17 protein-coding genes and 1 tRNA gene are annotated in these 20,018 nt (G+C 64.6%); 4 read left to right on the top strand and 14 right to left on the bottom strand.

Translation table 11 applies throughout. The annotated features are described in order from the left end of the window. Positions 1-154: 154 nt before the first annotated feature. The 11 genes from IE191_RS16235 to infA all read right to left on the bottom strand — a co-directional run bounded on the left by IE191_RS16235 (position 155) and on the right by infA (position 9,620). Complete coding sequence (locus IE191_RS16235) at positions 155-3,196, bottom strand: type ISP restriction/modification enzyme (RefSeq protein WP_191325431.1); 3,042 nt, start codon at positions 3,194-3,196, stop codon at positions 155-157. Positions 3,197-3,251: 55 nt separating this feature from the next. Beyond that, a complete protein-coding gene (locus IE191_RS16230; protein ID WP_191325430.1) occupies positions 3,252-4,358 on the bottom strand; it encodes a tyrosine-type recombinase/integrase in 1,107 nt (368 codons plus the stop codon). 60 nt (positions 4,359-4,418) lie between these two features. After that, a complete protein-coding gene (locus tag IE191_RS16225; RefSeq protein ID WP_191325429.1) occupies positions 4,419-4,841 on the bottom strand; it encodes a helix-turn-helix domain-containing protein in 423 nt (140 codons plus the stop codon). Positions 4,842-4,846: 5 nt separating this feature from the next. Then, positions 4,847-5,014 (bottom strand): helix-turn-helix domain-containing protein, encoded by a 168-nt coding sequence (locus IE191_RS16220; RefSeq protein WP_191325428.1) that lies wholly within the window; start codon positions 5,012-5,014, stop codon positions 4,847-4,849. A gap of 100 nt (positions 5,015-5,114) precedes the next feature. Beyond that, on the bottom strand, positions 5,115-5,960 hold the full coding sequence (locus tag IE191_RS16215; protein ID WP_191325427.1) for a hypothetical protein: 846 nt from the start codon (positions 5,958-5,960) through the stop codon (positions 5,115-5,117). A 21-nt stretch (positions 5,961-5,981) separates the two neighbouring features. Further along, the gene (locus tag IE191_RS16210) at positions 5,982-7,232 is read right to left on the bottom strand and encodes a tyrosine-type recombinase/integrase (protein ID WP_191325426.1); all 1,251 of its coding nucleotides are present in this window, start codon (positions 7,230-7,232) and stop codon (positions 5,982-5,984) included. 164 nt (positions 7,233-7,396) lie between these two features. After that, positions 7,397-7,472 (bottom strand) — tRNA-Phe (locus IE191_RS16205). A 137-nt stretch (positions 7,473-7,609) separates the two neighbouring features. After that, positions 7,610-7,777 carry a DNA gyrase inhibitor YacG gene (gene yacG / locus IE191_RS16200; RefSeq protein ID WP_022677963.1) on the bottom strand — a complete coding sequence of 56 codons (168 nt, stop codon included), beginning with the start codon at positions 7,775-7,777 and terminating at the stop codon, positions 7,610-7,612. After that, entirely contained in the window at positions 7,774-8,787 is a 1,014-nt protein-coding gene (locus tag IE191_RS16195; RefSeq protein WP_191325425.1) for a ribonuclease E/G, read from the bottom strand. Before IE191_RS16195 ends, yacG begins: the two co-directional genes overlap by 4 nt. A 6-nt stretch (positions 8,788-8,793) precedes the next feature. After that, the gene (locus IE191_RS16190) at positions 8,794-9,375 is read right to left on the bottom strand and encodes a Maf family protein (protein WP_191325424.1); all 582 of its coding nucleotides are present in this window, start codon (positions 9,373-9,375) and stop codon (positions 8,794-8,796) included. After that, positions 9,375-9,620, bottom strand: coding sequence for a translation initiation factor IF-1 (infA, locus tag IE191_RS16185; protein WP_008071722.1), 246 nt, complete (start codon positions 9,618-9,620; stop codon positions 9,375-9,377). Before infA ends, IE191_RS16190 begins: the two co-directional genes overlap by 1 nt. A gap of 351 nt (positions 9,621-9,971) precedes the next feature. Between infA and IE191_RS16180 the strand changes: the two genes are divergently transcribed. Further along, positions 9,972-12,569 (top strand): porin family protein, encoded by a 2,598-nt coding sequence (locus IE191_RS16180; RefSeq protein WP_191325423.1) that lies wholly within the window; start codon positions 9,972-9,974, stop codon positions 12,567-12,569. A 20-nt stretch (positions 12,570-12,589) separates the two neighbouring features. Here the strand turns inward: IE191_RS16180 and IE191_RS16175 are convergent, their stop codons facing one another. Continuing rightward, positions 12,590-12,976 carry a PilZ domain-containing protein gene (locus IE191_RS16175; protein ID WP_191325422.1) on the bottom strand — a complete coding sequence of 129 codons (387 nt, stop codon included), beginning with the start codon at positions 12,974-12,976 and terminating at the stop codon, positions 12,590-12,592. Positions 12,977-13,109: 133 nt separating this feature from the next. Between IE191_RS16175 and uvrC the strand changes: the two genes are divergently transcribed. From uvrC to IE191_RS16160, 3 genes are all read left to right on the top strand, one after another. Continuing rightward, positions 13,110-15,050 carry an excinuclease ABC subunit UvrC gene (uvrC, locus tag IE191_RS16170; RefSeq protein ID WP_191325421.1) on the top strand — a complete coding sequence of 647 codons (1,941 nt, stop codon included), beginning with the start codon at positions 13,110-13,112 and terminating at the stop codon, positions 15,048-15,050. Between the two features lie 237 nt (positions 15,051-15,287). Then, positions 15,288-16,151 carry a hypothetical protein gene (locus IE191_RS16165; RefSeq protein ID WP_191325420.1) on the top strand — a complete coding sequence of 288 codons (864 nt, stop codon included), beginning with the start codon at positions 15,288-15,290 and terminating at the stop codon, positions 16,149-16,151. Next, positions 16,151-16,705, top strand: coding sequence for a hypothetical protein (locus tag IE191_RS16160; RefSeq protein ID WP_191325419.1), 555 nt, complete (start codon positions 16,151-16,153; stop codon positions 16,703-16,705). The genes IE191_RS16165 and IE191_RS16160 overlap by 1 nt, the downstream gene beginning before the upstream one ends. Positions 16,706-16,714: 9 nt before the next feature. Here IE191_RS16160 and IE191_RS16155 read toward each other — a convergent pair whose 3' ends face one another. Together IE191_RS16155 and IE191_RS16150 are read right to left on the bottom strand one after the other, a co-directional pair. Continuing rightward, on the bottom strand, positions 16,715-17,626 hold the full coding sequence (locus IE191_RS16155) for an acyl-CoA thioesterase (protein ID WP_191325418.1): 912 nt from the start codon (positions 17,624-17,626) through the stop codon (positions 16,715-16,717). A gap of 255 nt (positions 17,627-17,881) precedes the next feature. Then, positions 17,882-19,981 carry a sodium-translocating pyrophosphatase gene (locus tag IE191_RS16150; RefSeq protein ID WP_191325417.1) on the bottom strand — a complete coding sequence of 700 codons (2,100 nt, stop codon included), beginning with the start codon at positions 19,979-19,981 and terminating at the stop codon, positions 17,882-17,884. Positions 19,982-20,018: the final 37 nt, after the last annotated feature.

The following is a 20,018-nucleotide window of genomic DNA, read 5'->3' as shown; positions in this document are numbered from 1 at the left end:
TATATAATTGATATTAAGAGGAAAATTGAATTTTGGTTTTTGGGTGGCCACCAATGTGGCCCCCAGTACCATCATGCTACTCTATTTTTCCACTGATTTCGTCCGCCTTTGCGCGTGCTTGAACGGCTACGGTAGGTTCCTTCAAACCACCACTTCACTCCCAGTCTGAGCGATCGAGTGCCTGCATTGCGCCGGTGATCTCCACCGTATCGACGCTCACGCGGACGACGCGGGCGAGCAGGTCGATCATACTCTCCTTGTAGTCGGCAAAGCGATAGGTGTTGAATTTGGCGGCAATGGTCGGATCGCGGGGCTTCTTCTCCTTGTGCTGGTCAAGCACCCAGTCGATCGCGCTACGGTTGCCCAGCCGGTAATCCCACGCTTGCCTAGGAATGCCGGTAAGCTGCGTATCGGCATCGACGACGACGTACCCCTTGTCGGGATGGCTTTTCAGCACAGGCTTGGGATGCGTGTCGGGTGCGCGCTTGGGTTCGGGCACGTCGATGCGCTCCAGTGCCCACGGCTCAACCAGTTCATAGCCGATGTGCATGGCCATCAGCGCTTGCCCCCAGGCCACCCATTGCGCGAAATCCGGATAAAACGGTATGCGCGGAAACTCGCGCTTTAGGTTCAGTGCGTATTTCTCGCGATAAACCGGATCGTGCAGCACGGCATAGCAATAGGCAAAGATCGCGTCCTTGGTGACGGCCTTTTTGCCATAGCGCGCAGTGAACTTCTTCAGGCCCCAGTCGGTGATATTGTCATTCAGTTCATTTAAGGCTGTTGTGTAACGCGGAACAATTTTATGGCCATCAGAGGATGCGCCAAAGTGAAAATCAATAGGCTTATCGCTACAGAACGGCGTCCATTTAGCTCTAGAAGATGTATCTGGAAAAGTGATTCCGAAATTTGGAATTATACCGTTAAAAAAATCAAAGTTAAAAGCGGGTTCGTCGATCAAAAGATTTGAATGATAAATGACCCGTTTCGAAAAAGGGCGATAATTTACCGTATCAAAAACTGTACCGCAAAAGCTTTCGGTAACTCCAGATTTTTGTTTATTTTTGAGGTTCCGAGACCATTTTATTGCTGCATCAAACTTTTCACCCAGCTTGTGCGCCCGGTAGACCTCTCCAAAAAATGAAATCTTGGATGCGACAGTTGCAGGATCGGTCCCATACACCCAAGAATCCCTTGCGGTATTTATTCCATTACAGAAATTGCGGAAGATTGCATCAATTCCTCTCGAGCCTTTCACCTTTTTTGTCTTCTCGCTAATCATGGGGATGTGCTGGCCAAAGTCAGGATGGCCGGGCTCGATCCAGTACCCAAGATTGTCAGGCTTGATTAGTGTTTGCGCGACATCTGCCAGACTTTTCTGGGAAATCGCAGTCAGTTTGTCCTCTTTGCTAAGCTTCTCAGGCTGTGCGCCATAGAATATCCTTTCTGCACCGAGTTTTCTCTTTTTGACAAGAAAGCAAATTGCAACACCGGTTGAGATGCCAAACACGTTGGCGCCGCCCGCGTCACCCGTTTGCTTCCAATCTCCGCCTAAGTCGCACACCCAAATTTCCGCAAAGTCGCGCACCAGCAACTTTCGAAATCCATCATAAGTCTTAGCCCATATAAAACTTCTGTTGGTAATAAAGGCGATAATGCCTTCATCAGATAGCCTGTCTGAAGCCCAACGATAAAAACGGGCATACATATCATAGGATTTTGGCTTTTTAGCGATAGAATTTTTAATGTAAGTGTTCTTTATCATTTTATCGATATGTGAATATACACGATTCTTATTATCGTCGTTTTCATTCTGTTGATTGGCATTGTATGGTGGGTTGCCGATGATGACGCTGATCTTTCGACGGTTCTGACGTTTGATGCGCTCAATATTTACGTCGCTCAAGGATCCTAGCAGGTCGAACTGGTGGCCTGCGTGAATGCCCAGCGCGTCCACGTTGTCCAGCGTGTCCACCAGGCACAGATTCTCAAACTCGGCAAACTGGCCGGTGATCGCCTGATAAGTCGCTTCGATATTCAGGTTGGCGACGTAATAGGGCAGGATCGCGATTTCGTTGGCGTGCAGCTCTTCCTTGTATTTGTGGCGCAGCTTGTCGCCATGGCCGCGAAAGCTTTCGAGCAGTTCGACGATAAACGTGCCGGTGCCGGTGGCCGGATCGAGGATCTCGACGCCCTGGTCTATCAGGTTCTTGCCGAAGTGCTTTTCGCAGAGCCAGTCGGTGCTGCGGATCATGAACCGCACAATTTCGCCCGGCGTATAGACCACGCCCAGCTTGTCCGCCGCCTTCGGGTTGTAGACCTTGTAGAAGTTCTCGTAGAGGCCCTTCAGGAACCCTTGCTTTTCCGAATGCGTGGAAATCACCGCAGCGGTGGCGGCAATGCCCGAATAGTAGGGGGCCAGCGCGCGTAGCAGCGTGGATTTCTCGCCACGAGCAAAGAGCTTGTCTTCCAACTTGTAAAGTTCGCTCGCGACGTTGTTCTGGCGGTGGAAGTCAGGGTTGTCGAAGACCTTGGCGAAGATGTCTTCGGTCAGGACGTGCTGAATCAGCATTTCCTGCACGTCGTCGCGGGTCACTGCCGGATTGATGGCGTCCTGTGCGTGCTTGAGGAAGGCCTTCTCGGCCTTGTCGAATTCCCTCGATACCTTGCGCTTGTCGGCAATGAGCGCGCGAAGGGCATCCAGCACGGCTGGCAGGTCCGCCGCAAACTGCTTCACCGCCTTGTTGAACTCGGCAATCTCGCGCCGCTCATGCCCGAAGAAGTGCGTCAGCAGGCCGTAGAGCGCGTCGGTATCGTCCATGGCCACGCGAACCAGTTCGGTGCCGTCTTGCACCAGCACAGCCGTGTGATCATCTGAGAAGATGATGTTATCGCGCGGGTAGCCCTTGCGGAACTTCGCCGCGATTTCCGCGTCCAGATCGTCGTCGGCGTCCTTGGCTTCCCAATATCCGAACGGCACGCGCAAGGCGTGCAGTAGCGCCCCGTCCACGTAGATGCGGTTCTTTTGCGCCGTGAGAATATCGTGTTCGGGGACGAAGCTTAACTCCTGTGAGCGGCCCCAACGCTTCAGCAAATCCTTGAACGCCTCGCGCAGGACGCTTTCGCGGCGGCTACCAGACACTGCGCGCAGTCGATCCAACTCGGCGCGGTACTCATTGATTAGCTGTTTGCTCAAGCTCTTGCCCCCTTCGAGCAAAGCCTAGCAGCGCCACCGCCGCCCCGCCAAGAGGCTATGCCAGGCCTTTGCCCCCCAATTTCTGCAACAGGCCCATAACTTGTGCCAAGGTGGCCGGATAGATCGCCGGGGCGGTCTGGTCAGCCGCCATCCCCCGGATCAACTCCGCCTGCCGGTGTGGGGCCAGGGTGCCATAGCTGGTCAGGGTGGTCATGGCGCGGGCGTGGCCCAGGTTTTGCGACCAGGCCTTGAACGCTTCGATATTGGGACAGACGCGCTCGCCAAGCTGGACCAGCGTGTCGCGGAAGGAATGCGGGTTGAAATAGGGCAGCCCCGCGCTGGCAAAGGCATCGGCAAAAATCTTGCGAACCGGCCCGGCGTTGGTCCAGCCGTCGCGGCGCAGGCCAGCGGCCACGAAGCCGCCGCTTTCGCCAAGGGCAATGCGGGTGGCGGGGAACAGCGGGTCTTCGTCTCCCCATAGCAGCGCCGTGCGCAAGTGCGTGCACCAGTCGCGCACGATCTCCAGCGCGTTCCCGCCCACGGGAAAGAACCAGGTGGAAAAGGTCTTGCTGGCTTTGGTCTGCACGTCGCGCGCGTCCTGGTCCACGCGGCCTTCTTGCAGATCGACGTGTTTCAGCCGGAACGACGCCAGCGCCCCGTCGCGCGCGCCGGTCAGCAGGGCAAAGGCCACCAGCGCGCGGTTGCGCTTTTCGATGTCGGTGGCGCAGGGCATGACGGCAAGAACGTGGTGCACCTGCTCCAGCGACGGGAACGGCTTGTGCCGCACGGCCTTGGCAATGCGCACGTCGGTGTCGGGCAGATTGAAATAGTCCGCATCGCCATAGCGCAGGCAGGATTTGTAGCCCGGCTGGCCCGCCAGCCAGACGAAGAACGCGCGCAGGGCCGAAAGCGTGGAATTGACGGTGGCGCGGCTCAAGGGCTTGCCGGTGCGCACGGTGCGTTCGGCATCCAACTTGCGCTTGAACGCCACGGCCTGTTCGCGGTGGAACTTGCGAAAATCCTTGTGGCCGTTGGCCTGTTCGAAGCGGTCCAGCGCCTTGGCCACGGCATCGATCGACGCTTCGCTACGGCGGCCCGCTTCCTTGAGATACTGGAAATATTCCCGCTTCGTTCGGGCATTGGCAGCGTTGTGTTTTGCCATGGTCGGTCACTCCTTCGCTTTGTCACAATTCAGGGAGGGCGGGGCGCGCTCTATTAGGCGTCAAGGTGCCTGCCTGATTTGGACGGCCAGCCGGGGCATGATCGCGGCAATCTTGGTCACATTGGCGCGTCGGTGCATCACGGTGCCGCAGGTTTCGCACAGCGCGGCAAGGTTGCCGGTGGTGCCCTTGCCGGGGATGAACTCCACCATGCCCAGCGCGGGCGGGCGCGGTTCGCGGCATCGGAAGCAATAGATCATGCCCGGCGGGCACGGGCGCTTGCGACTGGTCTGGCGGGCCAGCAGAAACGCCTTGGTGGTTTTCCCGTCAAACAGGGTGGGGCGGTTGCCGTCGATCGCGGCAAGGCCCGCGCCCTGCCAGTGGCGCACCGTGTTCTTGTGCACGCCCAGGCAATCGGCCAGTTCCTGCACGCTGTAGACGCGATGCAGCTTCACCCGGTGCGGATTGACGCGGCGGGCGGGCACCGGCCTTACTCCAGGCCCGCCACCAGGCGACGGATCGAATCCGCCTTCACCAGCGTGCGACGGCCCAACTTGAACGCTTCCAGCCGCCCGTCGGCGATCATCGCATAGATCGAGGTGCGGCCCAGGCTAAGCGCGCGGGCGGTTTCGTTGATCGAGTAGGCAAGGCGTTCCATCGGTATTGCTCCGTTTGAACCGTGGCGGGTGCCAGCGGATGCAATGGAGCATCAGCGAAACCGGGCAGTGCGTCGGCCAACAAGCGCCAGAAACTGCCAATTAGTCTGGCGGCAGGAGGTTATTGGCAGCCTGCAATTTGACGGCGTTCAACTCGGCCACGAAGCGCTTGCCATAGTCGCGCAACTGGCTGCTTTCGGGCGCGTCGCCACGGGTATCGATGAACCAGGCGCGCAAGTGGCGCGCAATGTCGGACTGGTTGGGGTCTTTGCCGTCGTCCCGAAACAGCCCATCGGGGCTGCCATGGGCCACAGCGGCGAGATGGAGCAGGGCGCCATCCCAATCCCACTTGCGCGGGGCGCCGCCGGGATTGGTTGCCGTCTTTGGCGTAAGCCGATCAACGGCTGGCAGCGCGGAGCGATCAAACTTCACCCCGCTGGCGAAGCCGGTCGCGTAAACGCCTGCATCGTTGTCTTCGAACGAGAAATCGCCCGCAATCCAGTCGATTTCGGCCACAGCGCGCAAACGCTGCAAGGTGCGCCAGAAATTGGCATCGATTGTCCTGTCTGGCTCGCGCAGATGGAAAACATGCTCTGCGCCGCCATCGCGGTTTCCTTGCACGAAGCGAAACCACACCGGGCAGGCCAGAAGCGTCCCTTCCGTAAGCCGACGCATCAAGGCATCGGTGGCCCTCACCATCGCTGCGCGCTGCTGCTTCTCCCTGGTTTCGTGCTCGACAATATCATGAAGCGCATAGGCCTCGCTCACAAGGCGAAGTGCCTCCCGCGCAGCGATCCAGTCGCGGCGCGGGTCAGCCTGCTTCGATGCCTTCGGCGCGCGGGGGAGCGAGTGCATGTAATCATGGTGTGGAATAGAACGTGAACGCACAAGGGCGAATATCAGCGTATCAACAGTTATCCGTAAGCGCGCGACAAGCGATGCCTGCAACCTTGCAGCGCTTTGGCGCGGTCACTTCGCCATAGGTTGCGGAAACGGCAAAATGTCGGCCCCCGTGCGCAGCGTATCAAGATGGTCCGCCCACCATTGCGCCATGTCCACACGCTCCTGCCAATGCTGGCCCCGGTGGTAAGCCGCGCGCACAGCGTCCTTGTCCTTGTGGGCCAGTGCGCGTTCGATCGCGTCGGGCGACCATTTTCCCGATTCGTTCAACAGCGTGCTTGCCATCGCGCGGAAGCCATGGCCGGTCATTTCGTCATTGGAATAGCCCAGTCGCCGCAGTGCCGCGTTAACCGTGTTTTCCGACATCGGGCGAAGATGCGTGCGGATCGATGGAAACACATAATGGCCATCGCCGGTCAGCGCCCGGGTTTGCGTCAGCACGTCCAGCGCTTGGCGTGACAAGGGCACGACGTGTTCGGCGCGGGCTTTCATCTTGGCGGCTGGAATGCGCCAGACTTTTGCGTCCGCGTCGATTTCCGACCACTCGGCATGGCGCAGTTCGCCGGGGCGAACAAAGACCAGTGCAGCCAGTTGCAGAGCGTAGCGGGTGACAGGATGACCACCATAGCCGTCAATCGCGCGCAGCAGTTCCCCGGCCTTCTTAGGCTCCAGAATGGCGGCGTGGTGCTTGGCCTTGTGGCTGGTCAGGGCGCCGCGCAAATCGCGCGTCGGGTCCGACGCGGCAAGTTGGTTGGCGATGGCAAAGCGGAACACCTGGCTGGCGAATTGCAGGGCGCGGTGGGCCGCTTCGGTGCGCCCGGTGGTCTCATACTTGCGGACGGCCTCAAGCATTTCAAACGGCTGAATTTCCGCAATGGGGCGCTGGCCGATGGCGCGATCCAGCAAGTTCAGCAGCCATTCCTGTTTCGTGGTCGTGGCCTCTGCGCGGCCTTCACGCTTGCACTTGTCGATATAGGCGCGGGCTGCGGCTTGAAACGAATTGGCGGCGCTGATTTTGGCGGTGTGGGCATCGCGGCGCTTTTTCTCCGCAGGATCAATGCCAGCCGCCAGCGTGGCGCGGGCTTCGTCGCGCAGCCGCCGCGCTTCCTTCAAGTTCACGTCCGGATAGGCGCCAAAGCCTACCTTCTTTTCAATGCGCTTCGGTTTGCCCTGTTCGTCGCGGCCATCGACGCGGAACTTGAGCCGCCAGAGTTTGCCGCCCGATGGCTGGACCAGCAGGAACAAGCCCTTTTCGTCTGCAAGCTTGTAGGGCTTCGCTTGGGGCTTCGCATTGCGGATTGCGGTGTCTGTCAGCGCCATTGGGGGCCACGCCTTTCGCCGGTTTCAGAATGGCCCCCAAGGTGGCCCCCTGAGTCACCCGATTGCGGGCGAACAAAGGCGGTCATCAGCGGTTAGGCCGATAATGAAAATGGCAGAAAACTGCGCTTTCTTCAACTTTTGGCGGATGGTGGCGAATAGAAAGATGGTGCCCGGGGACGGAATCGAACCGCCGACACCGTGATTTTCAGTCACGTGCTCTACCAACTGAGCTACCCGGGCTTGCCGCGCTGGCGGGCCGTTGGGCCGCTGCCTTGCGTTTGGTGAAGCGCCCTATGGCGGCGTGGCCCGGGCTTGTCCAGCCCTCAATTGCATCTATTTTTCCACAAGCGGGAATCGCTTCGGCGTTTCCGGTCCGCTCAGTCCGGGCCTTCTTCCTCGGCGTCGGCAGGCGGGCCGGGCAGGGCATAGCCGTCTTCCAGCCAACGCATCAGGTCGCGGTCGCGGCAGCGGGCCGAGCAGAAGGGTTTGTGCGCATCGCTGCGCGGCTTGCCGCAGATCGGGCAGCGTTTCGGGGGTGTCGTCATGGGGTGATCGCCTGGGCAAATCCGGCCGTGGGTGCAAGACTATCGTCCAGCGCCCAGTGCAGCATGCGGCCGGTGCGGCGGGTCAGTTTGGCCTGCCACTCCGGCCGCACCGCGCGGGCCAGCGCGGGATGGGCGGTGAGCAGCAGGGCGCCGGGGTCTCGTACCCGCTCGGCCCGGCGCAGCAGGCGGCGCGCGGCGGCGCCCAGCGGGTGGCGGGCAAACAGTGCGGGCAGGGAGGGGCGCTCCAGCCGGGCCACGAGTTGCACGAAGCCATAGCCGTTCATTGCGGTGCGTTCGCCGCGCCAGCCGGTCTGCGCGCCGCGCGTAGCCAGTTCCTCGGCCAAGGCGGCATCCACGGCCTGGCGATCGCGCTTTTCGGCGAGCGTCGGGAAATCGATGCCGATCGAGCCGCCGATGTCGAGGCGCAGGATCGCGGCGGCGATCGCCGGCACCGCGGCCAGCGCCAGGCCGGGCAAGGGCGGGCTGCCATCCACGTCGATCAGAGTCATGGCCGGGGTCGGGCTGATGCACAGGCCGCCGCGCGGGAACGCGATTTCGCCGGTCATCGCCTCGTCGATCAGGTCGTCCCAGCCGGCTTCGTCCAGCGCGCCATCGTGCGCGTGAACCGTGCGCACGGTATGGCCGGTGGCGGCAAGCTGTTCGGACAGTTCAGGCGCGGGGCGCGCGTCTTCGCCCGGTGCGGCGGGGCGGGCCATGGGCAGCTTGGTGCGGCCCTTTTCGGCAATCGCCGCGCGGGTCACGCGGAACAGGGCACTGGCGCCTTCGGGCAGGGCCGGGGTGAGGCCATCGACCAGCGCCATCGCGCCATCGGCAAATTCGACCGTGCCGCGCCGCGTACCGGCGAGGCGACTGGAAACGCGCGCCTGCGCGACCAGCCCCACGGCCAGGCCCTGATGCCAATCCACGCGCGCGGCCAGGATCGTGCCGCCCTCGACCAGCGCGGCGCGGGTTTCGCCGATGCCCCGTTCCACCAGCCAGGTGGCGGCCATCGCGCGTCAGGCCAGGAGGCCGGCGGCCACCAGCAGGCGCCGGGTTTCAAACAGGGGCAGGCCGATCACGCCCGAATGGCTGCCGGCCAGCCACGCGCAAAAGCCTTCGGCGCTGCCCTGGATGGCATAGCCACCGGCCTTGCCATGCCATTCGCCCCCCGCGATATAGGCATCGATCTCGGCCGGCGAGAGGCGCTTGAAGCGAACGATGGTTTCGCTCAGCGCTTCGCGCAGGGTGCCATCGGGCATGAGCAGGGCGACGGCGGAAAACACGCGGTGGCGGCGGCCGGAAAGCAGCGCCAGGCATTCGCGCGCGGTGGCTTCGTCTTCCGCCTTGGGCAGGATGCGGCGCCCGGCGCCGACCACGGTATCGCCCGACAGGATCGCGGCATCGGGCGCCAGGCTGGCCGCAGCGCGCGCCTTTTCGGCCGCCAGGCGCACGGCATGGGCGCGCGGCAGTTCGCCCGGCAGCGGGCTTTCATCGATGTCGGTGGCAAGAACGCGATCGGGAACCAGGCCCAGCCGCGCGATCAGGTCACGCCGGCGCGGGCTGGCCGAGGCCAGCACCAGCGGCACGGGCGCGGTCATCAGTAAGACCCAGGCCCGCCTCGACCCGGCATGAAGCGATAGGTGATGCGCCCCTTGGTCAGGTCATAAGGGGTGAGTTCCACCAGCACTTCGTCGCCCACCAGCACGCGAATGCGGTTCTTGCGCATCTTGCCGGCGGTGTGGCCCAGGATCTCGTGATCGTTTTCCAGGCGCACGCGGAACATGGCATTGGGCAGCAGTTCCACCACCGTGCCGCGCATCTCTAGGAGTTCTTCTTTCGCCATCGGCGGGTTCAGTAGCCTTTTGTCTTGAATGGCCGAAGCGAGAGCCGGCACCGACGCGGCGCAAGCTGCCCAGCCATGAACACGGGGTCGCAGGAATACGACGCGCGTGGCGCCCATAGCGTTCCGGCCAAGAAAAGAAAAGCCCCGCATTTGTGGGCATGCCTCCGGCTTCGGGAAATTGGCGGCCGGGCATCGGCAACGCCGGGGGCGGCCCTGTCGTTCGTCGATCGGGACGACAAATTGATACGATTTGCGTGTTGTTTCAAAAGGGCCGACCGGCCAGCAGGGCTGCGTCAAAAACCATCATGGGGTGTTTCGCGCGTGTCCTCTCGTCTTGTCCTGCTCTGTGCCGTGTCCGCCCTTGCCGTTGCCGGCGGGGATGGCGCCCGTGCCGCCGAACAGGCCGCGCAGGCGCCGGCACTCGCAGCCGAGGTGGACGGAACGACCGGAGCGGCCGGGGGCACGGGCCAGCAGATGGTCAACAGCCAGGGGCAGCCGGGCGTCGATGCCAATGGCGACGGTATCGATGATGCGACCGGCGAAATCCTGGTCAATGCCTATCCGATCAAGGGCGTGGTCAAGGCCGATCAGCCGCCGATCGTGACTTTGGATGAAGAGGAAATCGCGTCCTACGGGGTCAGCTCGATCCAGGAGCTGCTGTCGGTGCTGGCGCCGCAAACCGGTTCCGGGCGCGGGCGGAGCAGCGACGGGCCGGTGATCCTGCTCAATGGCATGCGCATTTCCAACTTCCGCGAAATGCGCGGGTTGCCGCCCGAGGCGATCCGCCGGGTTGAAGTGCTGCCCGAGGAAGTGGCCCTGAAGTATGGCTATCGCCCGGACCAGCGCGTGGTTAATTTCATCCTCAAGGACCATTACAAGAGCCTCAGCACCGAGACCGAAGCCAGCGCGCCCGGCAACGGCAGCTATGCCGCGCTGAGCGAGGAAGCGACTCTGGCCAAGATCGCCAACAAGGCGCGCGTCAACATTACCGGCACGGTCTCCACCCAGGGCGCGGTGACCGAGGCCGAGCGCGGCATCAGCCAAAGCACCACTGGCACAGGCAGCAGCGTTGCCAGCGACCCCAAGCAGGCCGACTATCGCACGCTCCAGGCCAAGGCCGACAGCGCCGCGCTCAATGCCACCTGGTCCAAGCCGATCGGCCTGGGCACCGGCCTGACGCTGAATGCCCTGGCGCAGCGCGATTACAGCCGCAGTTGGAACGGCCTCAACACCGTGACGCTGACCGACACCGACGGCACCAGCGTCAACCGCACCACCACCGCGCCAGAGCCGCTGACCACGCGCGTCTACACCACCACGCTCTCGGCCGGGGCGGGGCTCAACACCGGGATCGGCGCCTGGCAGCTTTCGGTGACGGCCGACGGCAGCCATGTGACCACCGACACGCGGATCGACCGCTCGGCCGATCTTTCCGGCCTTCAGGACATGGTCGATGATGGCAGCCTGAGCGCAACCGGCGCGCTGCCGACCGGGGCGATTGTGGCGGGCGGCATCGACCGCGCGCTGAGCCGCACCGACAGCCTGACCACGCTGGCCACCGCCAATGGCCAGCCGTTCCGCCTGCCGGGTGGGCCGGCCTCGCTCACGGTAAAGACCGGCTTTGCCTATTCCGGCATCCACAGCACCGACACCCGCACGACCACCGGCGCGATCGAGCTCAAGCGTGGCGATGCGCAAGTGGGCTTCAGCCTCGACCTGCCGATCACCAGCACGCGCGAGAATTTCGGCGGGTTCCTGGGCAATCTCTCGCTCAATCTGAATGGCGAGGCGCATACCCTGTCCGATTTCGGCGGGCTCTATGACTATGGCGCCGGGCTGACCTGGCGTCCGACCACCAAGCTGAGCTTTACCGCCACGTTCATCGGCGCCGAAGCCGCACCCACGCTGTCGCAACTCGGCGCGCCGACCACCACCACGCAGAACGTGGCTATCTATGATTTCATCAAGGGCGCGACGGTGCTGGCCACGGTGACCAGCGGCGGCAATCCCGATCTGCTCAAGCAGCGCCAGCGCGACGTGAAGCTGGCTGGCAACTGGACTCTGCCGTTCCTGACCAATTCCACTTTCGTGGTGGAATACTTCCGCAACCGCAGCTTCAACACCTCGAACAGCTTCCCCCTGCTCACCGCCGAAGTGGAAGCGGCCTATCCCGGGCGGGTGACGCGCAATGCTGCGGGTGACATCGTGTCCGTCGATGAAAGCCCGGTCACGTTCGCGCGCGAGGACAGCGAAAGCTTCCGCTATGGCATCAACCTGGCCGGCAGCTTTGGCACGCCCGATCCGAATATGCCCCGGCGCGGCATGGGTATGCGCGGCATGATGCCGCCGCCCGGCGGGCCGGGTGGGCCTGGTGGCGGCGGGCCGCGCATGGGCGCAGGTGGCGGCGGGATGGGGCCTGGGGGCGGTCCGGGTGGCCCAGGCGGCCCGCCGCCGGGCGGCCCCGGCGGGTTCGATGGGCGCGGGCGCTGGAACCTGTCGCTGACGCACACGATCATGCTGATGAACCGCGTGCAGTTGACGCCCAATGGCACGGTCTACGACCTGCTCGGCGGCAGCGCGCTGTCGAGCACCGGAGTTGCGCGGCACAGCATCGAACTGGAAGGCGGCGGCTTCTACCGCAGCTTCGGCCTGCGCTTCTCGGGCACCTATACCGGCGGCGCGCATGCGGACTCGGGCACCACCAGCCTCGATTTCCACCCGATCGCCAAGTTCAACCTGCGCCTCTTTGCCGATCTTGGCCGCCGCCCCGGCGTGGTCAAGGCCGTGCCGTTCCTCAAGAACGCGCGGGTCTCGCTGGGTGTGGTCAATCTGTTCGACGCGCAGCAGAAAGTCACCGACCAGAACGGCGACATCCCGCTGCGCTACCAGGCCGGCTATCTCGATCCCACCGGGCGCGTGTTCAAGATTGAGTTCCGCAAGCAGTTCTAGGGGGCAATGATCGCCGGTTCCTAAACGAACCGGCGTCCTTGCACGAACTCCCGCGCGGCGGTGCGTTCCTGCTCGCGGCGGTATTCGCTGAAATGATCGGCATATTGGCGCAGGTCGATCACCTGTTGCAGGTCCAGCGGATCGTCGAAGTGAAAGCCGCAATGGCGCCCCTTGATCCACACGGCCGCGCCAAAGCCTTCGATACGGTTGATTTCGAGAATGCCGGTTTCGCCCAATGCGGGCGGCTCGGCCAGCACCAGGCGCGCGCCGGTGCGCGACAGGTCTTCCACCAGGCAGGGCATCACGCCGCGCCGCAAGGTCAGCCGTGCAGGAATGTTGAGACGCGCCCGGGCCTCCGCGCGGCGCCCGCGCCTGGTGGAGTCGCCTGGGATCGGGGCGTACAACATCAGTGGGTTATCGCGCAAAAACGGTAAAGAACAATTTACAATCCGCTCTGGAGCAATACCGGGGCGGGTTTGTCCACCATCGGCGACCTTTCGGGCTCTCCCCAAACCGGGTGGCAGTCCTTATCTGGCAGGCATGGCCCGCAAGAGCGCACCTTCCCCCGATCGCGATACCGAGCGCTTCCACGAAGACGCCGCCACGTTCACGGTGCGCGGCACCGACCAGCCCGACCTCGAACGCGGCGTCGAAACGATCCGCGAGGTGGTGCGCACCCTGAAGCCCAAGCCGGGCGTCTATCGCATGCTCGATGCGCGCGGCGACGTGCTCTATGTGGGCAAGGCGCGCGCGCTGAAGAACCGCGTGGCCAATTACACCCAGGTCGATCGCCTGCCCAACCGCCTGCGCCGCATGGTCAGCCAGACGCGGTCGATGACGATCGTGACGACCAATTCCGAAGCCGAGGCGCTGCTGCTCGAAGCGCAACTGATCAAGCGCTATCGCCCGGCCTACAACGTGCTGTTGCGCGACGACAAATCGTTTCCGTTCATCCTGTTGCGTGCCGATCATGCTTTTCCCCGGATCATGAAGCACCGTGGCGCGCGCAAGGCCAAGGGCAACTATTACGGCCCCTTTGCCAGCGCCGGCTCGGTCAACACCACGATCAACGCGCTGCAAAAGCTGTTCCTTCTGCGCAGTTGCAACGATGGCTTCATGGCGCGGCGCGACCGGCCCTGCCTGCTCTACCAGATCAAGCGCTGTTCGGCCCCTTGCGTCGACCGCATCAGCGAGGCCGACTATGGCGAACTGGTGCGCCAGGCGAAGGACTTCCTTGGCGGCAAGTCTGGCGCGGTGCAGCGCGAGATCGAGACGCAGATGAGCGCGGCGGCCGAGGCGCTCGATTTCGAGCGGGCGGCAATGTTGCGCGACCGCCTGCGCGCGGCAACTTTCATCCAGGGCAGCCAGGCGATCAACGCCGAAGGCGTCGGCAATGGCGACGTGTTCGCGATGGCGACCAAGGGTGGGCAGATCGCCATCCAGGCCTTCTTCATTCGCGGCGGGCAGAACTGGGGCCATCGCGCCTTCTTCCCCAGCCACACCGAAGGGCTGGAAGAGGCCGAAGTGATGACCAGCTTCCTCGCCCAGTTCTATGAGGAAGTGCCGCCGCCGCGCCTGATCATGGTGGACCGCGTCTTGCCTGAGGCAGACCTGCTGGCCGAGGCCTTGCAGGAAGCGGCTGGCGGCAAGGTGGAGATCAGCGTGCCACAGCGCGGCGACCGCCGCCGCCTGATGGAACAGGCCAGCCGCAACGCGGTGGAGGCGCTCGACCGGCGCCTGGCCGAAACCGGCACGAAGGCCAAGATCCTGCGCGAACTGGCCGAATTCCTGGAATTGCCCGATGTGCCGCAGCGCATCGAGGTTTACGACAACAGCCATATCCAGGGCACCAACGCGCTGGGCGGCATGGTCGTGGCCGGGCCGGAAGGGTTCCAGAAGGGCCAGTATCGCAAGTTCAACATCAAGCGCGCCGAAACCCGGCCGGGGGATGACTTTGCCATGATGCGCGAAGTCATGGCCCGCCGCTTTGGCCGGGTGCAGGAGGAAGACCCCGATCGGCAGGGCGGCACCTGGCCCGATCTGGTGCTGATCGACGGCGGCAAGGGGCAGATGACCGCCGTGCGCGAAACGCTGGAGGAACTCGGCATCGAGGATGTGCCGCTGATCGCGGTGTCCAAGGGGCCAGATCGCAACGCCGGGCGCGAGCATTTCCACTTCCCCGACGGGCGCGAGAAGCTGCTGCCGCTCAATTCACCGGTGCTGTTCTACTTGCAGCAATTGCGCGACGAGGCGCACCGCTTTGCCATCGGTGCCCACCGCGCCAAGCGCAGCCGCGCCATCACCGCCAGCCCGCTGGACGAGATTCCCGGCATCGGCCCCGCGCGCAAGCGCGCGCTGCTGCTGCATTTCGGCACCGCCGGCAAAGTGCGGGCGGCTTCGCTCGACGATCTCAAGCGTGCCCCTGGGGTTAGCGAGGCGGTGGCCCAGACCATCTATGATTTCTATCACCCCGGTGGTTAAAGTGCTTTCCTGATGAAATAATTGCGCGTGGCATGAGCGCCGCACCGTGGACGTGCGGTGCCGCAATGGTTGATAGGTGCTAACCCTATCCGGCAACGGCTCTGTAGAGAGCGCGAGTCCAATCTGCTGCCTTCGGTACACAGATGCCGTGGGGAATCGATGGACAGCAGGGTCGAGCATGCGCGCCACGGCGTGGTGCTAAGCGAGAGAGCGGGGCAGGGGGCATGGCGCCGCGTCATGACACGCGCCGGCGTGGGTGCGGGGCTGGCCTTGGGCCTGGTTCTGGGCGGCACCAGCAGCGCGCCGGCATTGGCGCAGGATGCAGCGGTGATCGACAAGACGCTCGAACTGGAATTCTGGCGCTCGGTTGCCACCAGCACCGATCCCGCGCTGTTCGATGCCTATCTCCAGCAGTTTCCCAATGGCACCTTTGCCACGCTGGCCCGGGTGAAGGCCGCCACGCTGCGCCGTGCCGCGCCGATGCCGGCCGCTCCACCCTCTCTGCCACCCGCCGCGCCCGCTCCGGCCGCCGCACCGGCGCCGGTGCCACCCCCGGCGCCACCGATCACCCCGGCCGTGGTCACGGCGACCGCCAGCCCTGCACCCGCGATGCTGCCGGCGGTGGCGTCGGACACCGCGCCGGCGGGGAGCGAAGCGGCCGACCTCGCTTTGCTGGCGCGGCTGGCCGCCACGCAGGAAACGCCGGCCCTGCCACCTTCTGCGCCCGCTGCCCTTCCAGTGGGCGCACCGCCCGTGGACCTTGCCGCCGCGCGCCCCCGGTTGGACACGGTGCCCAGCATCACGCTGCCCGCGCGCTTTTGCAGTGCGGAGGAACGCAATGCGTTTCACGCCCAGGTCTTCCGCCCGGCCAGCGAGGCGGCAGAGGCCAACAACACCCGCGCCATCGGCTATCTCCACGCCATCCAGGCGCGCTATGATGCCATGGCCATGGGCGATCCGGACCAGCGCAATGCCCTGGCGCGGGAAGGGCTGGCCTACAAGCCGATTGCCGATGCCACGTTCCAGACGCAGCAGGCGCTGGTGCGCCAGTTCGATGCGCTGATGGCCGTGCCCATCGCCGGCTGCGCGCCGGCACGATGATGGCGCGCCATCGCTCCGCCGCGCTTGCCCTGCTCGGCATGATATGCGCCGCCCCTGCTGCGCAGGCGGCCCCGCCGTTGCCGCCCTCCTGCCTCGACCTGCCGACGCTGGAGGCGGCGCGGGTCCACCAGTTCCAGACGATGATGATGGCCGTGTCGCTGCGTTGCCGCGCCCATGGGGTGGACGTGGAAAGCAGCTTTTCCAGGATGATGGCGGCGCACCGTGCCACCTTTGCCGCCGCCGATAGGGTGATGCACGGCTATGTCACCCCGGCCCACGGCTTTGCCGGCGCGCATGCGTTCGACAGCTACGCCACCGTGCTCGCCAACCGCTATGGCGGCGGGGCGACCAGCCTGGCCACCTGCGGCGCTATCGATGGTGCGATGCGGGTGGTCACGGCCGATGCCAGTGGCGCCCGGCTGCACGGCGTGGCGCTGGCGATGATCGGCCGCCCGGAAATGGACCGGATGGCCTGCGCTGCGGCCGGCACGAAGCCTGCCTTGCCACCGGCCACGGCGCTCGCGCTGGCCAGCCCGGCGCCCGCTGTGCCCTGAAGTGCGCGCTTATTTCAGCGCGTGGATCAGCCCTTCCTGCGCGGTTTCGGCGATCAGCCGCCCATCCTGGGTGAAGATGCGGCCCCGGCTGAACGCGCGCATCTGCCCGGCCCAGGGGCTGTCGCAGGCATAGAGCAGCCATTGGTCGGCGCGGGCGTCTTCGTGGAACCACAGTGCGTGGTCCAGGCTGGCGCCCTTGGCCGTGCCGGCCTTGCCGCTGATGCCATGGGGCAGCATGCTGGTGCCGAGCAGCGTCATGTCGCTGATATAGGCGATCACCGCGCGGTGCAGGGCGGGATCATCGGGCAGCGGCGCCACGCAGCGCAGCCAGGTGTGCGCCACGGGCTCGGCCGGGGTGTCGCGCAGCCAGTTGAGCGGCTCGGCCGGGCGCATCTCGATCGCGCGCGGGCGGCCGAGCAGGGAACGGCGCTGCTCCGACAGGCGATCGGCATAGATCGTCAGCAGGTCGGCCTCGCTGGGCAGGTCGTCCGGGGCAGGGACCGACGGCATCGGCACATCGTGCCGCACGCCTTCGCCCCGGCTGTGGAACGAGGCGGTCAGCGTCAGGATGGTCTCGTCACCCTGGCTTGCCACCACGCGGCGATTGGCGAAATGCCCGCCATCGAGATCGCGCAGCACGGCATAGCGGATCTGCGCATCCTCGCGGCCGGGGCGCAGGAAATAGGCGTGGAGCGAATGGACCGGGCGATCGGCCGGCACCGTGGCCTGCGCCGCCGCCAGCGCCTGCGCCACGATCTGCCCGCCAAACACGCGGCCCACCCCGCCCGGCTTGCGCGGCCCGGCAAAGTGATCGGCCTGTTCGGCATCGGGCGTAACGGTCAGCAGGCGCACCAGCCCAGCGGCAATCGCGGCCGGATCGGTGGAATCGGAAAGCAGCGTGGTGGAAAGGGGGTGGAGCATGGGCGCGCGCCTATTCCAGCGGTTCGGGCGGCGTCAACGCATCGCCGCGCCTCGTCACAAATGTGAAACCGGGGCGTTGGCTGCGGCTCCCGCTGGTGAAAGAACAAGCCCCGCCGGGCCGGTGGCCTGACGGGGCTTGTCCTTCTCCTCCCCAACCTCGGGCACGGGCAGGTGCGGGTTTTCCCCCGCTTTCCTCCCGTTCATCCCGCTGGCGGCACCAGTCCAGCATGCTGGTCCGCCAGCGGAAGCGCGTGGTCAGCCCGCTGCGTGGCTGGCCAGGGCGGCCAGCAGCAGCAGGGCGACGATATTGGTGATCTTGATCATCGGGTTTACCGCCGGGCCGGCGGTGTCCTTGTAGGGATCGCCCACGGTATCGCCGGTCACCGCCGCCTTGTGCGCGTCGGAACCCTTGCCGCCGTGGTGGCCGTCCTCGATGTATTTCTTCGCATTGTCCCAGGCGCCCCCGCCCGACGTCATCGACAGGGCGACGAACAGCCCGCCCACGATCACGCCCAGGAGCAGCGCGCCCAGCGCGGCAAAAGCGTTGGTCTGCCCGGCCACGGCCAGGATCACGAAATAGACCGCGATCGGCGCCAAGACCGGCAGCAACGAGGGCACGATCATTTCCTTGATCGCCGCGCGCGTGACCAGGTCCACCGTGCGGGCATAGTCGGGGCGGCTGGTACCGGCCATGATGCCCGGATCGGCGGCAAACTGCTCGCGCACATCCACCACAACGTCACCAGCGGCGCGGCCCACGGCGGTCATCCCCATGGCGCCGAACAGATAGGGCAGCAGCGCGCCGAGCAGCAGGCCGACGATGACATAGGGGTTTTCCAGGCTGAAATTCACGTCCAGGTCCGGGAAGAACTCGCGCAAGTCGGTGGTATAGGCGGCAAACAGCACCAGCGCGGCGAGGCCCGCCGAGCCGATGGCATAGCCCTTGGTCACGGCCTTGGTGGTGTTGCCCACAGCGTCGAGCGCGTCGGTGCGTTCGCGCACCGCGTCTTCCAGCCCGGCCATTTCGGCAATGCCGCCGGCGTTGTCTGTCACGGGGCCATAGGCATCGAGCGCCACGACCATGCCCGCCAGCGCCAGCATCGCCGTGGCGCCATAGGCAATGCCGATCAGCCCGGCGAGTTGGTAGGCGACGATGATCCCGGCGCAGATCACCAGGGTGGGCAGGGCGGTTGCTTCCAGGCTCACGGCCAGCCCCTGGATCACGTTGGTGCCATGGCCGGTGACCGAAGCCCTGGCGATGGAGCGCACCGGGCGATAGCCGGTGCCGGTGTAGTACTCGGTGATCCAGATGATCAGGCCGGTGATCGCCAGGCCGACCAGCGCGCAATAGAACAGGGTGCGGCCGGTAAATCCTTCATCGCCGATCGGCGCTTCCATGCTGCCCAGCGCCGCCTGCGTGGCGAACCAGATCGCCGGGATCGACAGCAGCGCGGTGACCAGGAAGCCCTTGTACATCGCGCCCATGATGTTCTTGCCGCCGCCCAGCCGCACGAAATAGGTGCCGATGATCGACGTGACGATGCACACCCCGCCGATCAGCAGGGGCAGCGCCATCAGCGGCAGCAGCAGATCGCCCACGCCCTTGATCAGCAGCGCGGTCAGGATCATCGTGGCACCCACGGTGACGACATAGGTTTCGAACAGGTCAGCCGCCATGCCGGCGCAATCGCCCACATTGTCGCCCACGTTGTCGGCGATCACGGCGGGATTGCGCGGGTCATCTTCGGGAATGCCGGCTTCCACCTTGCCGACCAGGTCTGCGCCCACGTCGGCCGCCTTGGTGAAGATGCCGCCGCCCAGGCGCGCGAAAATCGAGACGAGTGAAGCGCCCAGCGCCAGCGTGGTCAGCGCGGTCACCACCGTGCGATCCCCCGGCGCATAGCCCGCCACGCTCACCAGGTACCAGAAGAACCCGGCAATCGCGAGCAGGGCCAGGCCCGCCACCAGCATGCCGGTGATCGCCCCGGCGCGGAACGCCAGAGTCAGCCCTTGCTGCAAGCCGCTTTGCGCGGCTGCGGCCGTGCGCACGTTGGCGCGCACCGACACGTTCATGCCGATGAAGCCGGCCACGCCCGAAAGCACGGCGCCGATGATGAAGCCCACCGCCGGCAGCGGGTGCAGTGTCATCGAAACGACAGCGGCGACGACCACGCCAACCACGGCAATGGTGCCGTACTGGCGCTTCAGATAGGCCTGCGCCCCTTCCTGGATGGCGCCGGCAATGTCTTGCATTTTCTGGTTTCCGGCCGGGCTTCCCAGCACTTGGCGGCTGGTGATGAAGCCATAAAGTACAGCCAGCAACCCCAACCCGATGGCGGTTACGACAAGGTTCACGATGGCATCCCCCTAACTCCCCATGCCCCGGCTTGTA

This window comes from Novosphingobium pokkalii, assembly GCF_014652855.1.
Taxonomy (GTDB): Bacteria; Pseudomonadota; Alphaproteobacteria; order Sphingomonadales; family Sphingomonadaceae; genus Novosphingobium; species Novosphingobium pokkalii.
This window is presented reverse-complemented; position numbering and strand designations above follow the sequence as displayed.